15 protein-coding genes are annotated in these 18,578 nt (G+C 59.7%); 6 read left to right on the forward strand and 9 right to left on the reverse strand.

The genetic code is table 11. The annotated features are described in order from the left end of the window. Positions 1 to 130 precede the first annotated feature (130 nt). From PYTT_RS04490 to tyrS, 3 genes are read right to left on the reverse strand one after another with little or no spacing between them, the layout of a single operon-like run. Positions 131 to 721 (reverse strand): hypothetical protein, encoded by a 591-nt coding sequence (locus tag PYTT_RS04490; RefSeq protein ID WP_141675771.1) that lies wholly within the window; start codon positions 719 to 721, stop codon positions 131 to 133. Between the two features lie 55 nt (positions 722 to 776). Beyond that, the gene (locus PYTT_RS04495) at positions 777 to 1,778 is read right to left on the reverse strand and encodes a bile acid:sodium symporter family protein (RefSeq protein WP_067774671.1); all 1,002 of its coding nucleotides are present in this window, start codon (positions 1,776 to 1,778) and stop codon (positions 777 to 779) included. Between the two features lie 21 nt (positions 1,779 to 1,799). Continuing rightward, positions 1,800 to 2,984, reverse strand: coding sequence for a tyrosine--tRNA ligase (gene tyrS, locus PYTT_RS04500; RefSeq protein WP_067774668.1), 1,185 nt, complete (start codon positions 2,982 to 2,984; stop codon positions 1,800 to 1,802). Between the two features lie 234 nt (positions 2,985 to 3,218). Between tyrS and PYTT_RS04505 the strand changes: the two genes are divergently transcribed. Together PYTT_RS04505 and PYTT_RS04510 are read left to right on the forward strand one after the other, a co-directional pair. Then, on the forward strand, positions 3,219 to 4,970 hold the full coding sequence (locus PYTT_RS04505; protein WP_067774665.1) for a beta-N-acetylhexosaminidase: 1,752 nt from the start codon (positions 3,219 to 3,221) through the stop codon (positions 4,968 to 4,970). Positions 4,971 to 4,986: 16 nt separating this feature from the next. Further along, positions 4,987 to 6,696, forward strand: coding sequence for a beta-N-acetylhexosaminidase (locus PYTT_RS04510; protein WP_067774662.1), 1,710 nt, complete (start codon positions 4,987 to 4,989; stop codon positions 6,694 to 6,696). A gap of 87 nt (positions 6,697 to 6,783) precedes the next feature. On the opposite strand, the gene PYTT_RS04515 is transcribed toward PYTT_RS04510, so the two are convergent. From PYTT_RS04515 to PYTT_RS04535, 5 genes are all read right to left on the reverse strand, one after another. After that, a complete protein-coding gene (locus PYTT_RS04515) occupies positions 6,784 to 9,639 on the reverse strand; it encodes a type IA DNA topoisomerase (protein WP_067774659.1) in 2,856 nt (951 codons plus the stop codon). 222 nt (positions 9,640 to 9,861) lie between these two features. Beyond that, positions 9,862 to 10,260, reverse strand: a complete 399-nt coding sequence (locus PYTT_RS04520) for a YraN family protein (protein WP_071133288.1) — start codon at positions 10,258 to 10,260, stop codon at positions 9,862 to 9,864. After that, the gene (locus tag PYTT_RS04525) at positions 10,253 to 10,897 is read right to left on the reverse strand and encodes a ribonuclease HII (RefSeq protein ID WP_245741071.1); all 645 of its coding nucleotides are present in this window, start codon (positions 10,895 to 10,897) and stop codon (positions 10,253 to 10,255) included. Before PYTT_RS04525 ends, PYTT_RS04520 begins: the two co-directional genes overlap by 8 nt. Beyond that, positions 10,884 to 12,341, reverse strand: coding sequence for a hypothetical protein (locus PYTT_RS04530; RefSeq protein ID WP_067774655.1), 1,458 nt, complete (start codon positions 12,339 to 12,341; stop codon positions 10,884 to 10,886). Before PYTT_RS04530 ends, PYTT_RS04525 begins: the two co-directional genes overlap by 14 nt. 59 nt (positions 12,342 to 12,400) lie before the next feature. Next, the gene (locus PYTT_RS04535; protein ID WP_071133290.1) at positions 12,401 to 14,374 is read right to left on the reverse strand and encodes an O-antigen ligase family protein; all 1,974 of its coding nucleotides are present in this window, start codon (positions 14,372 to 14,374) and stop codon (positions 12,401 to 12,403) included. A gap of 100 nt (positions 14,375 to 14,474) precedes the next feature. Here PYTT_RS04535 and PYTT_RS04540 point away from each other — a divergent pair, with 100 nt between their 5' ends. Both PYTT_RS04540 and PYTT_RS04545 read left to right on the forward strand, forming a co-directional pair. Beyond that, positions 14,475 to 15,554: a glycosyltransferase gene (locus PYTT_RS04540; protein ID WP_067774649.1), complete on the forward strand. Its 1,080-nt coding sequence runs from the start codon at positions 14,475 to 14,477 to the stop codon at positions 15,552 to 15,554. Between the two features lie 38 nt (positions 15,555 to 15,592). Next, complete coding sequence (locus PYTT_RS04545; protein ID WP_067774646.1) at positions 15,593 to 16,561, forward strand: glycosyltransferase; 969 nt, start codon at positions 15,593 to 15,595, stop codon at positions 16,559 to 16,561. Positions 16,562 to 16,584: 23 nt separating this feature from the next. Here PYTT_RS04545 and PYTT_RS04550 read toward each other — a convergent pair whose 3' ends face one another. Continuing rightward, entirely contained in the window at positions 16,585 to 17,043 is a 459-nt protein-coding gene (locus tag PYTT_RS04550) for a hypothetical protein (RefSeq protein WP_067774643.1), read from the reverse strand. 154 nt (positions 17,044 to 17,197) lie between these two features. Here PYTT_RS04550 and ykgO point away from each other — a divergent pair, with 154 nt between their 5' ends. Both ykgO and PYTT_RS04560 read left to right on the forward strand, forming a co-directional pair. Further along, positions 17,198 to 17,362, forward strand: coding sequence for a type B 50S ribosomal protein L36 (gene ykgO / locus PYTT_RS04555; RefSeq protein WP_067774640.1), 165 nt, complete (start codon positions 17,198 to 17,200; stop codon positions 17,360 to 17,362). Positions 17,363 to 17,437: 75 nt separating this feature from the next. After that, positions 17,438 to 18,571 (forward strand): homoserine O-acetyltransferase family protein, encoded by a 1,134-nt coding sequence (locus PYTT_RS04560; RefSeq protein ID WP_067774637.1) that lies wholly within the window; start codon positions 17,438 to 17,440, stop codon positions 18,569 to 18,571. The last annotated feature ends 7 nt before the right edge of the window (positions 18,572 to 18,578 follow it).

An 18,578-nucleotide genomic window follows, 5' to 3' on the forward strand; every position in this document is an offset into this window, starting at 1 on the left:
GCGGACATCAAAAAGCCGGCCCCCGTCAGAACAAACATACGAACCATGAATTTCATCTCTCCCAGCGTATGCCCGCCCCCCTTTCCGTGCAAGCAGAAAATGCGTACAAAAGCAAAAAACGCCACCCTCTTCACGAGGCGATCAGCCGCCACAACCACAGCACCCCGTAATAAATAGCCATACCCAGCGACTTGAAACACTGCCCGATCTCGGACAAACACTTGGATCCGTAATCCTCCTCAGCCTCATCATCCACCGCTTCCGCCGCCACAGCCTGATCGAACAGCAACACATCCATCTTGCCCGGATCGCCGAACGGCACCACGAGACTGCGGGGATTTCCACCCCGCACCCGCAAATACATCGGCCCCCGGTCCGACTGCAGGCGCACCCCGTACAGCGTCTCTCCGTTCGCCAGCATCTCATCGCTCACCGCCCACGTACCCGCCACATCGCCGCCCGGCCCGGAAGATCCGAGGCAATTCTTCCACAAAAACGTCCCGTCCGGCCTCAGCTTAATCAGCATCGAAGCACCGCCGGGCTTCACCTTCTCCGAATCGGAAGAAATACGCCATGTCCCGGACAAATCGGCCACAGCCGGCTTATCCCGAAGCATCCCCTCCGTCTGCGACTCTTCGCGGTCGCATCCCGGCAGCGCGAGAAGCACCATCCAAACCGCCAGCATGCGCCACAGCATCGTCATCGGCAACAAGACTACCACGCCGTCCGTGTTCTGACAAACGGAAACATCACCATATTCGGAAAACGTCCCGGCCTCAGAACCCTCCGTCATCCGCTCCGGCCTTCCGCCAGCGGCGGGCCAAAGCCGCACAAGTCATCAACTGGATCTGGTGGAACAGCATCAGAGGAATCACCAGCGTACCGAGATCGAAATGCGGAGACCCCGCAAAAATCACCCCCATCATCGGCACCCCTGTTGCCAGACTCTTCTTCGACCCGCAAAAAACAATCGTTATACAATCCTCCCGCGAAAACCCGAGCTTCCGGCTGCTGAAAAATGTGAAAAACAGCACCACCGCCAGAAAAACCACGCATGCGGCCACCACCCCGGCCAAAGCCCAGAACGGCAGCTTCATCCACAGCCCTTGCAACACCGCTTCGCTGAACGACGTATACACCACCAGCCAGATCGTCGCCTGATCCGTCCATGAAATCAGCGTCTTGTGTCCGGCCACCCACTTCCCGATCCATCGTTGCACCGCCTGCCCCGCCAGAAACGGCACCAGAATCAAATAGCAAATCTGCAAAAACGTATCAGCCCCCATCGACGGGCCTTCGCCTCCCGACACCAGCACCAGCCCCACCAGAAGAGGAGTCAGGAACACGCCCAGCAGGCTGGAAACCGAAGCGGCACACACTGCCGCAGGCACATTGCCGCCAGCAATCGACGTAAACGCGATACTCGACTGCACCGTCGAAGGCAGCACGCTCACAAACAGCAGCCCCGTATAAAGCTCCGGAGTCACCAGCGGAGACAGCACCGGGCGCAAGGCAAGAGCCATCAACGGGAAAAACACGAACGTACTGAACGCCACCATCCCCTGCAACCGCCAATGAAGAAGCCCCTCCACCACGGATCGGCGGGAAAGCTTCACGCCGTACAGGAAAAACAGCAGCATGATCGCGACATTCGTCGCCTGCTTGAACCAGACCTCCGCACCGCCTCCGCAGGGGATGAAAACGCCGCACACAACACTGAGCAGCAGCCCCGTCGTAAAACGGTCGAGCCGTGCCACCAGTCTTCTCAGAGCGTCCATCCCTGCCTCCCGGCGTCAAACTCAAGCCGCAAAGCGCACGGCATGCTTCTTGCTCAGGCGCAGAACCGCACCCGGATGAAGCACCGGCAACGCGAACGGATCGACGATCTTCTCGCCGTCGAGCTGAATCGCACCCGGCGTAAAATGTTCCTTGCGCAACACGCCGTTCGACTTCTTCAAATCGAACACCGTCTCGAACAAATGGGCCACGAGCGACATATAATTCAACTCGTCCGGCAAAGCGGCGATCGACACCTCCGGCAAATCCGCCGCGGCCAGATCCCTCTTCGAGAAACGCGTCTCCCAGTCGGCGCGGGCTGCATCCGCATCATCTGCGGAATGGTAGCGAGCCGTAATCTTCCATGCCAACAGCTTCTTGGCCTCCATCGGATGCAGGGATTCATCGCGGGACTCGCCCAGCAGCACCGTATAATAGCGATCCATCAGCTCATCGCTCGCGCTCATCAGCTTGCCGAACATCGTCTCGGCAGGCTCGCTCACACCCACATAATTGCCATAGGACTTCGACATCTTTCGCGTACCGTCCAAACCTTCCAGCAGAGGAAGCACCATCGCGATCTGGGGTTGCATCCCCTCTTCGCGCTGCAGGTCGCGGCCAACCAGAATATTGAACAGCTGATCCGTACCGCCCAGCTCCACATCGGATTTCACCATCACGGAATCCCAGCCCTGCATCACAGGATACTGCATCTCGTGCAGGCGCACCTCCTTCCCGCTATCGATGCGGGAGCGGAAATCTTCGCGGGCGAGAATCTGCTGCATCGTCACGCGGGCATTCAGCTTCAAAACCTCCTCATACACCATCTTGCGGAACCAGTCGCCATTGTAAACGATCTCCGTCTTCTCCTTATCGAGAATCTTGAAAGCCTGCTCCGTGTACGTCTCGGCATTCGCCAGCACCTCATCGCGGGTCAGCGGCGGACGCGTCACCGAACGCCCTGTCGGATCGCCGATCGTCGCCGTAAAATCGCCGATAATCAGCACCGCCTGATGCCCGAGCATCTGGAACTGCCGAAGCTTCTCGATCGCCACCGTATGGCCGAGATGAATATCCGGAGCCGTCGGATCGACGCCCAGCTTCACGCGAAGCGGACGGCCCGACTTCAGGCGTTCCAGCAATTCGGAGGGATTCAGCACCTTGGCCGTCCCGCGCATCAGGAGATCGAGTTGTTCTTCAGGAGTCATGACGTGTGGGCGCCAGTATGCCCACCCCACCCCGCACATGCAAGCCGAGAATCGCGAAAGCACGTCAGCATAGCGCATTATACGGCAGAAAAACGGCAAACAGAACCTCTTGAAAACAAGGATTGCGCAACGTGCCCGCACGCGCGGCGCAATCATATTGCCAGAAACGCACAACAGTAAAACAGTGAAAGAACGCTACCGGAACCGACGTATTATCAAACACGCCACATCCACATGATCACCTCCTCCATCACGCGCCTCACCCTCTCAGCCGCAGCCGCGGCATGTCTCGCCCCCTCCTCCCTGCATGCGCAGGAACAGGTCATCCCCCGCCCGGCGGAAATCTCCATTGAAAAAGAAGGGAAAGCCCTCATCCTCGACCCGCAAACAGAAATCGTCGTCTCGGAAGACCTCGCAACGTCCGGAACCAACGGTAAACAAACCGAACCCGGCAAAGAAGCGGCCTATGCCATCAGCTACCTCCGCCAGGGTACGGGGCTGAAACTTCCCGCATCTGTCAACGGCCTCAACATACAGGCCGCCTTGAAGAAATCGGAAGCCACATACGCCTTCCGTGACCGTATCATCTTCTCCGTAGACAAACGACTCTTGCAGCAGCACGGACCGGAAGCATACGCACTGCAAACCTCATTCGTCAAAATCAACCCGGACAAGGAACAATTCATTCTCAACGTCAAGATCGCCTCGCCGAAAGCCATCATCCCGGCCATTCAGACCATCGCCCAGATGCTCCCGCCCGCCTTCTTCGATCCGAAAGCGGACAAGGCCAAAACCGAATGGAAACTGGCGGATGCCCCCTTCACCGTCACCGACTACCCCCGCTATGCGTGGCGCTCCTTCATGCTCGACGAAGCCCGCTACTTCTACGGAGTCGATGCCGTCAAAAAAATCATCGACCAGATGGCCCTTCTCAAAATGAACGTCCTTCACTGGCACCTCTCCGACGACGGCGGCTGGCGCATCGAAATCAAAAAATACCCGAAACTCACCAGCATCGGCAGCAAACGCCGCGACACCGAAATCGAAAAATGGGGCAGCGGCAAATACTCCGGCAAACCGCACGAAGGCTACTACACCCAGGACCAGATCAGGGACATCGTCGCCTATGCAGCCGAACGTGGTATCACCATCATCCCCGAAATCGATGTACCCGGCCACTCCGCCGCCCTCTGCGCCTCCTACCCGGAACTCAAACTCACCCTCAAGCAGCCTTCCGAAGTACCCGCCACCTTCACCCAGAACATCGCCCTCGACCCCACCAATGAAAAGGTGTACGAAGTCCTCTCCGACATTCTGGACGAAATCATCACCCTCTTCCCCTCCCCCATCATCCACCTCGGAGGCGACGAAGTGCGCCACAAGGACTGCTGGCAGGGTGAACCCGCCATCGAAGCGTTCATGAAAAAGAAGGGACTCAAATCCCTCAACGACGTCCAGACCTACTTCACCAACCGCATGTCGCAGATCCTCTCCCGGAAAGGCCGACGCATGATGGGATGGAATGAAATCCTCGGCCACGACATCCACGGCGACGGCGGAGGCACCACCACCGGCACCCTCGCGCCGAACACCGTCATCAACTACTGGTACGGCAAACGGGAACCCGTCATCGAAGCAGCCAAAAAGGGGCACGACATCGTCAACTCCGAATGGCAGTACACCTACATGACCAAATTCTCCAAGCCCGACCTCCGGAAATCGTACAGCTTCGACCCCGCCTTGCCCGGCCTCACACCGGAACAGCAGAAACGAGTCCTCGGCATGGCCTGCCACACCTGGACGGAATGGATACCCGACACCGACGAGCTATACAGGCAAATGTACCCCCGCATCATCGCTCTGGCGGAAACGGCATGGACAGCCAAGGAACGCAAAAACTACGACGACTTCCTGAAACGCGTCCGCAACTACACCCGCATCCTCGATGCCATGGACGTCAAATTCGACCACTCGAAAATCAAATAAGCACCCAGTCCGACACATGAAATTCCACACCTCCGCCACCATCCTCGCCACACTCGCATTCCTGCCGCCCCTCACATGGGCGCAGGAACAGGTCATCCCCCGCCCGGCTGAAATCTCCGTCGACAAGGACGGAGAACCGATCTACATGGACAGGCAGCCCGAAATCCGGGTTGCCACCGGCAACCGAAGCATCATCACCGGCACCTCCTCCCCCTACGTCAAGGCCGCCACACAAGCCGCCCGGTTCCTTGCCGAAGGCATGGGCAAACCCGCTCTTCCCCTCGGATGGAGGTTCCGCGACTCTCAACCGGCAGGCACGCTCATCGACATCCAGCCCGATGAGGAACTCCGGAAACAGCACGGCGACGAAGCCTACCGCATCGCCGTCGACACGAAATATGCCGCCGCCGACCTCATGCTACGCATCTCCGTCGCATCGCCGAAAGCAATCTACCCCGCCTTCCAGACCATCGCCCAAATGCTCCCGCCCGCCTTCTTCGACCCCAAGGCGGACAAGAATGCAACCGAATGGAAACTGGCGGACGCCCCCTTCACCATCACCGACTACCCGCGCTTCGCATGGCGAGCCTTCATGCTCGATGAAGCCCGGCACTTCTATGGAGCAGATGCCGTCAAACGCATCATCGACACTATGGCCCTCCTCAAAATGAACATCCTCCACTGGCACCTCACCGACCACGGAGGCTGGCGCATCGAAATCAAAAAATACCCGAAACTCACCAGCGTCGGCGGCAAACGTCGCGACACCGAAATCGGCACATGGCGCAGCGGCAAATATGCGGGCAAACCCCATGAAGGCCACTACACCCAGGACCAGATCAGGGACATCGTCGCCTACGCCGCAGACCGCGGCATCACCATCATCCCCGAAATCGACGTCCCCGGCCATGCCGCCGCCGCATGCGCCTCCTACCCGGAACTCAAGCTCACCCTCAAACAACCCACGGAAGTACCCGTCACCTTCGCGCAGGACGTCGCCCTCGACCCCACCAATGAACGGGTATACGAATTCGTCTCGGACGTCCTGGACGAAGTCATCACCCTCTTCCCCTCCCCCATCATCCACATCGGCGGCGACGAAGTACGCTTCAACACCTGCTGGAAAGGCGAACCCGCCATCGAAAAATTCATGAAGGAAAAGGGCTACACCCAGTATGCCGAAGTCCAGATGTACTTCACCCAGCGCATCGCCGAACTGCTCCGGCAAAAAGGCCGCCGCCTCATGGGCTGGAACGAAATCCTCGGCCACGACAACCACGGCGACGGCGGAGGCACCGCCGACACCCGGGGCAAAATAGACACCTCCTCCGTCGTCCACTACTGGTACGGCAAACCGTCCATTGCCATTCAAGCCCTGAAAGACGGCTACAACATCGTCAACTCCGTCACCGACTACACCTACCTCGACTTCGACTACAAACGCACGCCACTCTCCAAAGCCTACAGCTTCGAACCCGCCTTCAAGGGAATGGCACCGGACATGCCCGGCAAACTCCTCGGCATAGGCTGCCAGATGTGGACGGAATGGGTACCCGACCGTGACAGGCTCGACTACCAGATGTACCCCCGCGTCATCGCCCACGCCGAAACGGGCTGGACTCAGAAAGAACGCAAAAACTACGCCGGATTCCTCAAACGCATGGAAAACTTCCGCGCCATCATGGATGCCAAAGGCATCCGCTATGCCAAGGACGAAATCAAATAACCATCCCTCTTCCCCACTCTCTGAAAAAGGCGGTACGTTGCACAACGTACCGCCTCTTCTTTCGGAAAAAACATCGTCCGGCGGCCATCATTCCCGGGGAGGGAAATCGTACGACACACGGCCCGTCTTGAAATCCAGCACCAAATAGGCATCGAAATTCTTCTTCGACTTCTGCGAGAAAAACCCCTTGATCAAATCCGTCTTGCCCTTCTCGAGCAACTTCGCCACATCCTTCACCGTCAAATCGTAGCCGCACATCTGGTGCGCGATCGCCAGCCCCTTGGCCGACCTGCCGATCTTCAGCTCCGGCACATGCCAGGCATTATCCGTCTCGAACAAATCCATCTCGCCCTTGCGCTTCACCTTCACCGCGCCGTGGCGGCGAGCCTTGGAAAGATCCTCCTTCGAAGCATCCGCCTTCGTAAACTTCTTCGCGGCATCCTCCTTGCCCCCTTTCTTCGGCTTCTCCTCGCGGGGCGGGAACTCGAAACCCACCTTCCCCGTCTTGAAATCCAGCACGAGAAACGCATCGAAGGGCCTCTTCGTCCTCTGGGACACAAAACCCTTCATCAAATCCGACTTCCCATCCGCCAGAATCTTCTTCACCTGCTCCACCGGAATCTCGCAGCTCAGAATCGTACGGGAAATCGACAAATCCTTCTTATCCTTCCCCAGCACGAGACCGGAAACCCGCCAGAACTTCTCGGACTCCATCAGCTCGTGATCCTCCATCCCCTTCACCGGCACCATCCCGCGGCTCTCACCCGCATGCGTATCCGGCGCATCCTCCTCCCGATCCGGGAAATAGAACTCCACGCGGAACTTCTCATTCAACTGCAGCCCCGCATCGAACGGCTTGCCGAAACGCGAACGGAAACCGCCGAGAATACCCGTCTTCCCCTTCGTAATCAGCTCCAGAATCTCCTCGTCCGTCAGCGTCCTGCCGGAAACCACCTTGCGCACGCGGAACTTGCAGCTGCGGCAGGAAACGGAATCGTGCGTATGGCGCAACCCCTGCTCGCCGCATTCCGGGCACTTCGCATCCACATCCTCCAGCTCCACCTCGTGCATCTTCTCCATGAAATCCTTCACACGGGCCACCATCTCCACCGTATAATGCTTGATATCCTTCATGAACACATCGCGCTTCAGCGCGCCCTGCTCCATCTGCTTCAGGCGGTATTCCCACTCGCCCGTCATCTCGGGGGACGACAGCGTACGGAGCCCCACTTTGCCGAGCAGCTCGATCAGCTCCATACCCCGGCGCGTCGCCATCAGATCCTTCCCCTCGCGCACCACGTACTCCTGGCTGATCAGGCCTTCGATAATCGAAGCGCGCGTCGCAGGCGTACCGAGGCCACGCTCCTTCATCGCCGCGCTCAGCTCCTCATCCTCCACCAGCTTCCCGGCACCTTCCATCGCGGAAAGAAGCGTCGCTTCATTGAACCTTGCGGGCGGGCGCGTCTCATCCTGCACCACCTCAAGAGAAAGCGTCTGCACCGACTCTCCCTGCACCACCTCGGCCAGCTCCTCCTTGCCCTTCCCGGCATTACCGTACAAAGCCTTCCAACCCGCCGACTTCAGCACGCGGCCACGGGACAGGAAACAATCGGACGAACCGTCGCCGTGCGCAATCGTCGTCCTGCGCTCCGTATCCTCATACTCTGCATTCGGCATGAACACGCCGAGAAACCTCTGCACCACCAGCCTGAAAATCTTTGCCGCATCCCCCGTCAGGGAAACGAACCGTCCCGTCGGAATAATGGCAAAGTGATCGCTCACCTTCGAACCGTCGAACACGCGCTTCGTCTTCCTGATCCCCTTCGCCTGCAGAATACCTTCCGCAAAAGGCTTCATCTCCTCGTCATTCTCCGCGATCGACTGCACCGTAGACTGGGCCAGCCCCAGATAATCGTCCGGCAGGAACTTGGAATCCGTACGAGGATACGTCAGCACCTTATGCTTCTCATAACACTCCTGGGCGATCTGCAACGTCCGGCGCGCCGAAAAACCGAAACGGTTCGAGGCCTCCCTCTGCAGCGACGTCAAATCGAACAGCAGCGGCGCAGGCAAAGACACCGGCTTCTTCTGCTCGCTCGTCACCCCCGGCTTGCCCGTGCAACGCTCCACAATCGCCGCAGCAGCAGCAGGATCCCAGATACGCTCCGCACGGCTGTGCGGCTTCTTCTCATCCTTCTTCCACTCCGTATCGAACCACTTCGCACCATACTCCCCGGCCTTGGCGCCAAACACCGCATGCACCTCGGAATACGGCTCCGCCACAAAATCCTGAATCTCCTTCTCCCGCTGGGCGAGAATCGCCAGCGTCGGCGTCTGCACACGCCCCGTCGGCGTAATATTGAACCCGCCGCCATGGGACTGCAGCACCGTCAACGCCCGCGTACTATTCAGACCCACCAGCCAGTCGGACTCCGAACGGCACACCGCCGCATCCGCCAAATCCAGCATATCCTCATCCGTCCGCAACCGCGCCCATGCCTGCAGAATCGCATCATCCGTCATCGACTGCATCCAAAGCCTCTTCATCGGCTTCTTCCACTTCCCGTACCGCACCATATTGCGGAAAATCAGCTCACCCTCGCGCCCGGCGTCGCATGCATTCACGATCAGCGTCACCTCCTTATCCTTCGCCAGACTCATCACCTTGCGCAGACGGTCGGCGGACTTCTTGATCGGCTCCAGCTTGAACTGGTCCGGAATCACCGGAAGGCAATCGAACTTCCACGGCAACGACTTGCCGTCGGCAGTCTGCGGCTTCATCTGCTCCAGCAAATGACCCACGGCGGATGTAATCACCACCTCATCATTATAATAGAACGCCGAAGAAGAATCCTTCGTGAACTTGCCCAGCTTCTTCCCTAAAACGCGGGCGAGATCTGTGGCAACACTGGGCTTTTCGGCAATGACAAGAGTTTTGGACATGAATGTGGGAAAATACGAGATAAAACGGAAGATCGACGGATGCAGATTGCATTCCGCCTCCCCTTCTTAACCATCCGGCACCCTAATTTGTCAAGAAACAAATGCGGGAACTGTCGAAAAAAGGGGAAATCAGGAGAATTCCATCAATTCGGAACCTCCGGAAAGGTCAATTCTTCGCAGCCTCACCAAAAAACCTCTCCGCAACTTCGGCGCCGAAACGCCTCATCCACCCTCCTGCCTCATCTCAAACGCCCCCTCAACCCGCGAAATCTCCGGCACAGACCCATCCTGCAGCACAACCTCCACGATATCGAACCTGAAAGGCACCTCATCCTCCAGAAAAAACAGCCAGTGGCGCGCACCCTCCCGGAGCAGCTTCCTCTTCGCCGCATCCACAGCCCGGGCAGGAGGCCCGTAATCCGTCCGCGTACGGGCCTTCACCTCCACAAACAACAGCACATCCCCCTCCCGGCAAACCAGATCCACCTCCCCGCTCCCGCCCATCCTGAAATTCGCCCGCAGCACCTTCACCCCGCGGCTGCGCAACCACGAAGCCGCCAGCAACTCGCCGAAACGGCCGATCCAGGCCGTCGACCTCCGATCTCCCCGGCGATCACACAAACGGCAGCGCCATCTGTGCAACAGGCCCAAACGAGCGGCGATGATGAACCGTAATCCCATACCGATGAATCGCGTCGAGATGAACCTTCGTCCCGTACCCCTTGTGCCTGGCAAACCCGTAAACGGGAAACTCCCGGTCGAGCTCCGCCATCAGCCGATCGCGGAACACCTTGGCAAGAACACTCGCCGCAGCGATCGAAAGGCACTTGGCATCCCCCTTCACAATCGCCCTGTGCGGCACGGACAACCCCTTCACGGGCAAACCGTCCACAAGACAGAAATCCGCAGCCACGGGCAAAGCCTCCACGGCACGGGCCATCGCCAGATGCGTTGCCCGCAGAATATTCAACGCATCAATCTCCTCCACACTCGCACAGGCAATCCCCTTCAACACGGAATCATCCTGCATCAAAGCATCGAACAGCTTCTCGCGCTTCCGTTCCGTCAACTGCTTCGAATCGTTCAACCCATCCGGCACATACCCCTTCGGCAGCACCACGGCCGCCGCCACCACAGGCCCGGCCAGCGGACCGCGCCCGGCTTCATCCACCCCGGCCACCATACGGCACCCCGCACGGCGTGCCGACTCCTCTTCCTCCATCGAAGGCCCCTGCTTCATCCTGTCATTTCTGTTCATCTCGGGAAAGAAGACTGCGGATGGAAGGCGGCGTAGGCGCATCGGCGGGAAGCAAATGCAAAGCCTCGATATCGTCCAGATAACGCGACATCTTCGTCGGCGTCTCCTCCTTGCCCTTCCTCAGCAAATCCATCGTACTCATATAGGAAGAAAACGTCCCCGACTTCCCGCCGAGATATGTAATCTCCAGCCAGTCGAGATAATCCCGGGCGCGAGTCGAAGCCGAAACGAAAGCCTCGCGGTACTCGATCAGAGGCCCCAGCTCCTGCACGGCCTCCTTGGTCGAAAGCCCCTTCTGCACCTGCATCATCAACTGGCAATAACGAATAATAATCTGGCGGTAGGCAGGAAAACACCGCACGCTCAAATGCACCATCTGATCCAGATTGCGCGAAAGCTGCTCCCTGTAATCCGGAATCTTCACCACCTCCTGAATATTATCAAAACTCACCGGCACCGGAACCCGCGTCGCGGGATCCGTCCGCACCAGCATCAAAGCCTCGGCAAAACGCTTCTCCGTCTCCAGCGGAGTCAGACACTCCGTCGCCGTCGGAGTCGCCATCATCGCCAGCTGGAGAGCCCACCACTTGTGCAGGGAATTCTCCGTCAGATTCAACGCATGGAAATTGCGCTTGATCAACTCCTCGGGCGAACCTTCCCCCAGCACCGCCTGATCGAGCAAATGCACCAAAGCCTCCTTGCCGCCCTTCTGGTTCAACAGGCACAGCATCAGCACGCCGCAGGAAGAATCGTACACCATCCGGGAAACAGCATCCAGCCGGGCAGGATTCTTCTCCGCCAGAATCTGCTCGAGGGAAAGCATCTCCGACCTCGCAAACAACGCCTGATACACCGAACGATCCACCTTCCCCGCATGCCACTGCACCGCTTGCTCCACACCAACGACCAGCCACTCCGGCAGCTCCACCTGCCCCGGAAACGCCTCGATACTCACATTCCTCAGCGTCCGCTCATAAAGCAGCATCGTAATGATCGACGAACAAAGCTTATCCACATCCACCCCGCCGCCGATATACACCCGAATTTGATAATTCGGCTCGCCGGCAATAATATTGATACGGGTCCGGATCGGATTCGGTGCGGACGGATCGCTCGAATTGCCCTGCAGGCGAATCGTAATCGTATGCTTCCAATCCTTCCCGATCCCGAGCATCTTCTGCAAAGTCGAACGCATCTCCTCCGCCTTCATCGCCAGCGCACCCGCCACAAGAGCATCCTGCGCGATCACCACAAACTGGCGCGAACTCGAAATAACGCGGGCCTCCTTCGACTTCTCCGCACCCCCCTCTGCCGCAACAGGCCGGGCATCTGCCGGAGCACCCTCAACCACGGGCAAAGCATCCGGCACAGCAGGCGCACCGGGCTCCTGCGCCTGCACCGCACAGACGCCGCAACACAGCAAACCGGCAAAACGCATCAACATGGCAACAGAATACCACAAACAAACGGCAAATCAACCCCTCATTCCATACCCTCCCCCCCTCACCGCCGCTGGTACAGCGCACCCTGCTCGCCGGGAGCCATCGAAGCCTTCCATGCCCCATCCGGCACCGCGCCCGCCGTCTTCAAATACCAAATCGTCGTCTGCAGCATCTCGCGCGCCCTCCGTTCCTCGGCTGGCGTCATGCGAAGCTGGCTCTGCGCCGGAGCCCACCCATCCACCATCCCGTTCATCAGCGGAAGGGCCGACTGCAACAGGGAAAGCGCCGCATTCGGATCCGACTTCACCAGAGACATCCCCCAATCCGCCAAATGAAGCGCATACACAGGCCTCCACGGATAAATCCCGTTGTGAACCATCCCTCCCGGCACATGCAGGCGGCGGTGCACGGACTCCGCCTCGCGAAACCTGCCCAGGCGATCCAGCAAATCCGCCTTCATCACCGCATTGTAAAGATACTTCGGATTGAAAGCCAGCGACTCATCCAATCGGCGAACCCCTGCTTCCCATGTCGAAACCGAAGGCGATGCCTCCGCCAGCAGCCGCACATACTCATTCACCAACAGCGGATCCTTATACCCGGCCACCACGCTCGACAACGCCGCAGCTCGGGACTGCACCGAAACACGAGCGTCCACCAGCTCCGAATACCCCCACTGGCGGCACCACGTGGGAAACAACTGCACGCTCAAAAAAACCAGCCCGGCCAACACGGCGGCTCCCACCCCCAACAGCACGCCGCGACCCGCCTTCGACTCCGCCCGAAGAGGCGGCTTGCACGGCGCAGCCATCACCCCCGCACAAAAAGCCGCTACCGCCAGCAGCCCCATCGAATGCCACACGAAATCAAGCCCCGCATACAAAGCCATCATGGCGAACCCGGCCATCGCCGCCGCCACCAGCGCGGGCCGCCGCCCTTCCTCGCACCCCAGCCGCTGCAGCCCCATCCACACATGAACCACCAAAGCTGCCAGCAACAGCACGCACCCCGCCAGACCGTAATCCGCGAACATCTGCAAATACTCATTGTGCGCATAATTCGGCGCATACTTTGTCCACGACATCGGCAGCGCCTCCCACACAAACGACCTCGCCCCATTGCCGAACCACGGCGCACGCTCCCCGGCATCCAGCGCCAGACTCGACAAATACAGCCGATCATGCGAATCCAGCCAATGCGCCAAACGATCCGCCCCGCCATCCTGCGCCAGCAGAACGCTCAACCCCACCGTCCCGGCCAACACCAGAACCGCCAGGCACACCCCCGCCGCCACAGCGCTCCTCCCGGCAAACACCCGAGCCAGCAGCCAGAAACAACACGCCACAGCCACAGCCAGCGGCACCAGCATCCACGGCGCACGTGACGAACAGAAAAACGACGCCGTAAACGCAACCACCGCCACAGCCCACCACCCCAGCGACCTCCGCCCTCCCTCCACCAACGCATACGTCAGAGAAAACACACCGCAAACCACCAGAAACGCCGCCGTAAAATTCTTGTAGCCAAACAAACTGTGCGCCGCATTCATCGTCCCTTCCAGGGAAAACAGCGGCCTCCCGACCGGAGACGGCACCTCGCCCATACCCACAACCGCCATCGCCCCCACCTGCAGCAGCACCGCTGCCCCCACCGCCACCAAAAGCCGCCCCTTCCCGTCCTTCGACGGAGCATACAAAAAACCGGCCAGATAAAACACCATCGCCGCCAGCACATGCGCCGCCTCGTTCCACGCATCGTACACATTATAACTCATCGCGCAGCGCACCAAAAAATACCCACCTCCCGCCACCAGGAAAAACCACATCGCCGCAGGCACGCGCACCAGCCTCCCTCCGCGCAGCAACGCCACAACAATCACCAGCACCGGCAAACACAGCAGCACACACGACAAACCGGAACTGTACGCCTGCGCTCCATGCGTCGCCATGCAACACACCCATACCACCCACAACAGCAAGGCAGCCAGCCGCCCATACCCTGACTCGGAAATGCGAAAACCGTCGGAAACACCCATAACAGACTGAGATTGCAGGCAGCCTACCAGAACCCCGACCAAAGCACAAGAGCAATTACGCTTGACCGGCGAAGCAAACCATGAGAAAACACCTCCGCGCATGCGACTGCTCGTCTCTCTCTCTGACCAAAGCTTCAAGGCCACCAAATCGGTAGGCATCTTCAACGTATCGCTCGGACTGGCCCGCGCCCTCATACACACTCCGGGCATCGAAGAACTCCACATCCTCGGCAACGACGAATGCGCCGAAACCTTCGCCGGCGTACCATCCCACGTCAAACTCCACCGCATGCACACACCCGTCCCGGGCGGCTGGAAACGCCTCCTCTGGGATCAGTTCGGCCTCGTCAAAGCCATCCGCGCCATCCGGCCCGACTGGGCACTCCTGCCGAAAGGCTTCCCTCCCTACTGCTTCCCCTGCGACAACACCCGCCTCGCCTGCTACGTCCACGACATCATCTGGGAACACTACGAACAACTCCCTCCCGAACAACGGCAGCACACCCCCTTCCCCCCGTTCGAACTCCGCTACTTCCGCACCCTCGGCCTCCGAGCCCTCGCCAAGGCCGACCTCATCCTCACCTCATCGCAATTCAACAGGGAACGCTTCGCCGCCCACATCCCGGCAGCCCGCACCGAAGTCATCGGCATCGGCTTCGACACGCCTGCCGCGCCGCCAACCCTCTCGCAAGGCTCCGACCTCCTCCTCTACGCCTCGCCCTACCCGCACAAACTCACCGCCCAGGCCATCCGATGGCTCACACCCTGGCTAGCCGAACATCCGCACACCCGCGTCCACCTCATCGGCACCCTTCCGGACAACATGGCGCCCGCCGTATCCTCTGCACAATGGATACGCCACGGCCGTATCCACCGCGACGAACTCACACGCATCATGACCACGGAATGCCGCCTCTCCATCTACTTCTCCGCCTACGAAGGCTATGGCATGCCCCCCATAGAAAGCCTCATGGCGGGCCTCCCCTGCTTGGCATCCGACATCCCGCCCATTCGCGAAAACATCCCCGCCGACTGCCTCTTCCCCAACAGCGACCACGCCGCCTTCCTTGCCAAACTTGACGAAACCTACGCCCGCCCGCAACTGACCGCACCGCTGCAACTCAAAACATGGGACGAAATTGCAGCCCAAACCGTCCGTGCCATGCAAAAAAACAAATAACGCTTGCCCTTTCTCGGCTCCCACCTCATAATCAGCCCATGGCAGACCGCATCTGCGCCATCTTCTCGCACTACTCGCGAGCTGAAATCTCTCTGAACTGCCTGCGCCGCCTCAAGGAACAGACCGTCCGGCCCACGCGCATCGTCATCGCCAACAACAGCACACCGGACGACCCGGCTCTCGGCCTCTTCCAAACCTACGCCGAAGAAAACTTCCCGCCCGGCACACTCTCCATCGTCCAGCTCCACACCAACATGGGCAATGCAGGCGGATGCGCCGCCGCCATGAACGAAGCCTTCTCCCACCCGGAAATCGGCTACGTCTGGATACTCGACGACGACTCCTGGCCCCGCCCCGACACACTGGCGCAACTCCTCGCCATCGAAGACACCGCACCCGGAACCGACAAACCCATCATCCGCATGAGCCTCGTCGTCGACCCATCCCGGCACGACGAACTCAGCTGGCCACTCACCGCACGGGAACCCTCCGCAGCCCCCTACGACTGGCAAAACATCGCACTCCGCGCCGACCTGCCCGACACCCCCGCCATCCCCAGCCGCGGCGGATGGCTCGGAGCCCTCTACCCCCGCCGCCTCTGGGAAGAAATCGGCGTACCCACCCCCGAACTCTTCATCCGCGGCGAAGACGAAGAATACCCGTGGAAAGCCCGCCATGCAGGCTACACCTTCGTCACCGTCCGGCACTCCCTGCTCGACCACCCCACGCCGCCCTCCGAACTCATGCATTGCCGCATCGGCAACCGCGCCTTCTTCTACGAACCGGGACTCGACGCATCCCGCTTCTACTACAAAGTCCGGAACTGGGCATGGCTCCAGCGCCTCAAAACACCGAAAAACCCCGTCAAAAGACTCCTTGCCTGCGGAGCCTACATCTGCCTCGCCCTCCACGGCATGCTCACCGCGGGCGACTGCTCATGGCGCAAAACATACGCCCTCTTCCGCGGACTGCACAACGGCTACTACGGCCATCTCCGCCCCTACTGACAACCTGAGCCGCAGCTGCCGCATCAATCGGAACACGTACACACAATGCGCGACTTACCGCCATCGTCAAGCCGATGCCCGCACTTGCGCATCACTCCTTCAATCTCCTCCCACGCATCCTCCAGCAAACCGTACCCTGCCGGAACCAGACAACGGTCATACCTGTAAAACTGCGCTCCTGCCGGAAACTTCCGCAGCACCGCCTCCAACTCATCCACAGAAACCACGCGGTACACCTCCGCCGGATACCTCCTTGCCACCACAATCACCATCTTGGGATCCCCTTCCGCCGAAGCATCATTCAACAGCATCACCCCATAATCGTCGCTATCGCTCAAAACGGACGCCACTGTCCCTCCACCGCTCTTGGGAAACTCGTGAAAAACAATCTTCCCGCCATCCGCCACCGGCACAGGCGCCGTATCGCCGAAAACACACCCGCAGCACAACGCCAGCACACCCGCAAAACAAATCGAATTCATCCCTTTCAGAATATCCGGCAGCCAACCCGACGTCAAACACAAACAAACGACCAAACCCGCCAAAAACACAAAAATGCAAAATTTGACTTTACAAACGGGAGAAAACCCGTAGAATCATCGCCCCGACGCAAATCTTCAACCATAGAATCATACAATGAAAGTTCTTTCCTCACTCGCCTCCATGAAGCGCCGCCACGCAGACTGCCAGATCGTGAAGCGCAAAGGCACGCTCTACGTCATCTGCAAGAGCAACCCGAAGTTCAAGGCTCGCCAGGGCGCAACCACCGGCACCCGTCTGAGCAAAAAAGGCGTCAAGTAAACCGCGCCGGAACACACAATCTTCTGGGAGGCCGGAGCGAACTCGCATCCGGTCTCTTTTTCGTATCCGCATCACATGGAAACCACGCGCTTCTTCCCACTTGGCGAACTCGCACTCGACTGCGGAGAAACCGTCCCTGCGGCCGTACTCGCCTATGAAACCTACGGCACACTCCGTGCGGACCGCAGCAACGCCGTCCTCCTCTTCCATGCGCTCACCGGTAGCCAGCATGCCCACGGATACAACCCCTCCATCCCCGAAGTAGCGCCCCTCTGGCAGGAAGAAAACCACGAAGGCTGGTGGAACGCCATGATCGGCCCCGGACGCCCCCTCGACACCGACCGCTACTTCATCATCTGCGCCAACCTCCTCGGCAGCTGCTACGGCTCCTCCGGTCCCTGCAGCACCCACCCGGACGGCACGCCGTGGGGCAGCCGCTTCCCCCTCATCGCCGCCGGAGACCAGGCACGGGCGCAAGCCGCCCTCCTCGACCACTTCGGCATCGAACGCCTCCACCTCGTCGGCCCCTCCGTCGGCGGACTCATCGGCCTTGCCTTCACGGCGCTCTTCCCCTCGCGCGTCCACAGCTTCATCACCATCGGCTCGGGCTACCAACCCTCCATGGACCACCAGTTGAGCGTCTTCGAGCAAATACTCGCCATCGAACTGGACCCCCTCTACCTCGCAGGCCGCTACCCGCTCGACAATCCGCCGCGGCAGGGACTCGCCTTTGCCCGCATCATCGGACACAAAGCCTTCGTCTATCAGGAAGGGCTTGCCGAACGCGCACGCGAAAGCACCGGCGACCGCAAAAACATGCTCACGTGGTACACCCCCACGCGCAACACCCAGAGCTACATGCTCCACCAAGGCACCAAATTCGCCAACCGCTTCGATGCGAACTCCTACATACGCATCGCCGACATGTGGATCAACTACGACCTCCGCACCATCACCGGAACCGCCACGCTGGAACAGGCCCTCGAACCTTGCCGTGCAGCAGGCATCCCTTTCCTCGTCTTCTCCATCGACACCGATGCCTGCTTCCGCCCGGAAGAACAGCGCGAATACGTCCGCCAACTACAGCGCATCGGCATCCCGGCCGAATACCACCTCATCCGCTCCGAAAAAGGACACGACTCCTTCCTGCTCGAACCGGAACTCTATGCCGAACCCATCGCCCGCTTCCTGCAGCGAAGCAACGCCTGAACAACCT

It is taken from the genome of Neoakkermansia glycaniphila, from assembly GCF_900097105.1.
GTDB classification, from domain to species: domain Bacteria; phylum Verrucomicrobiota; class Verrucomicrobiia; order Verrucomicrobiales; family Akkermansiaceae; genus Akkermansia; species Akkermansia glycaniphila.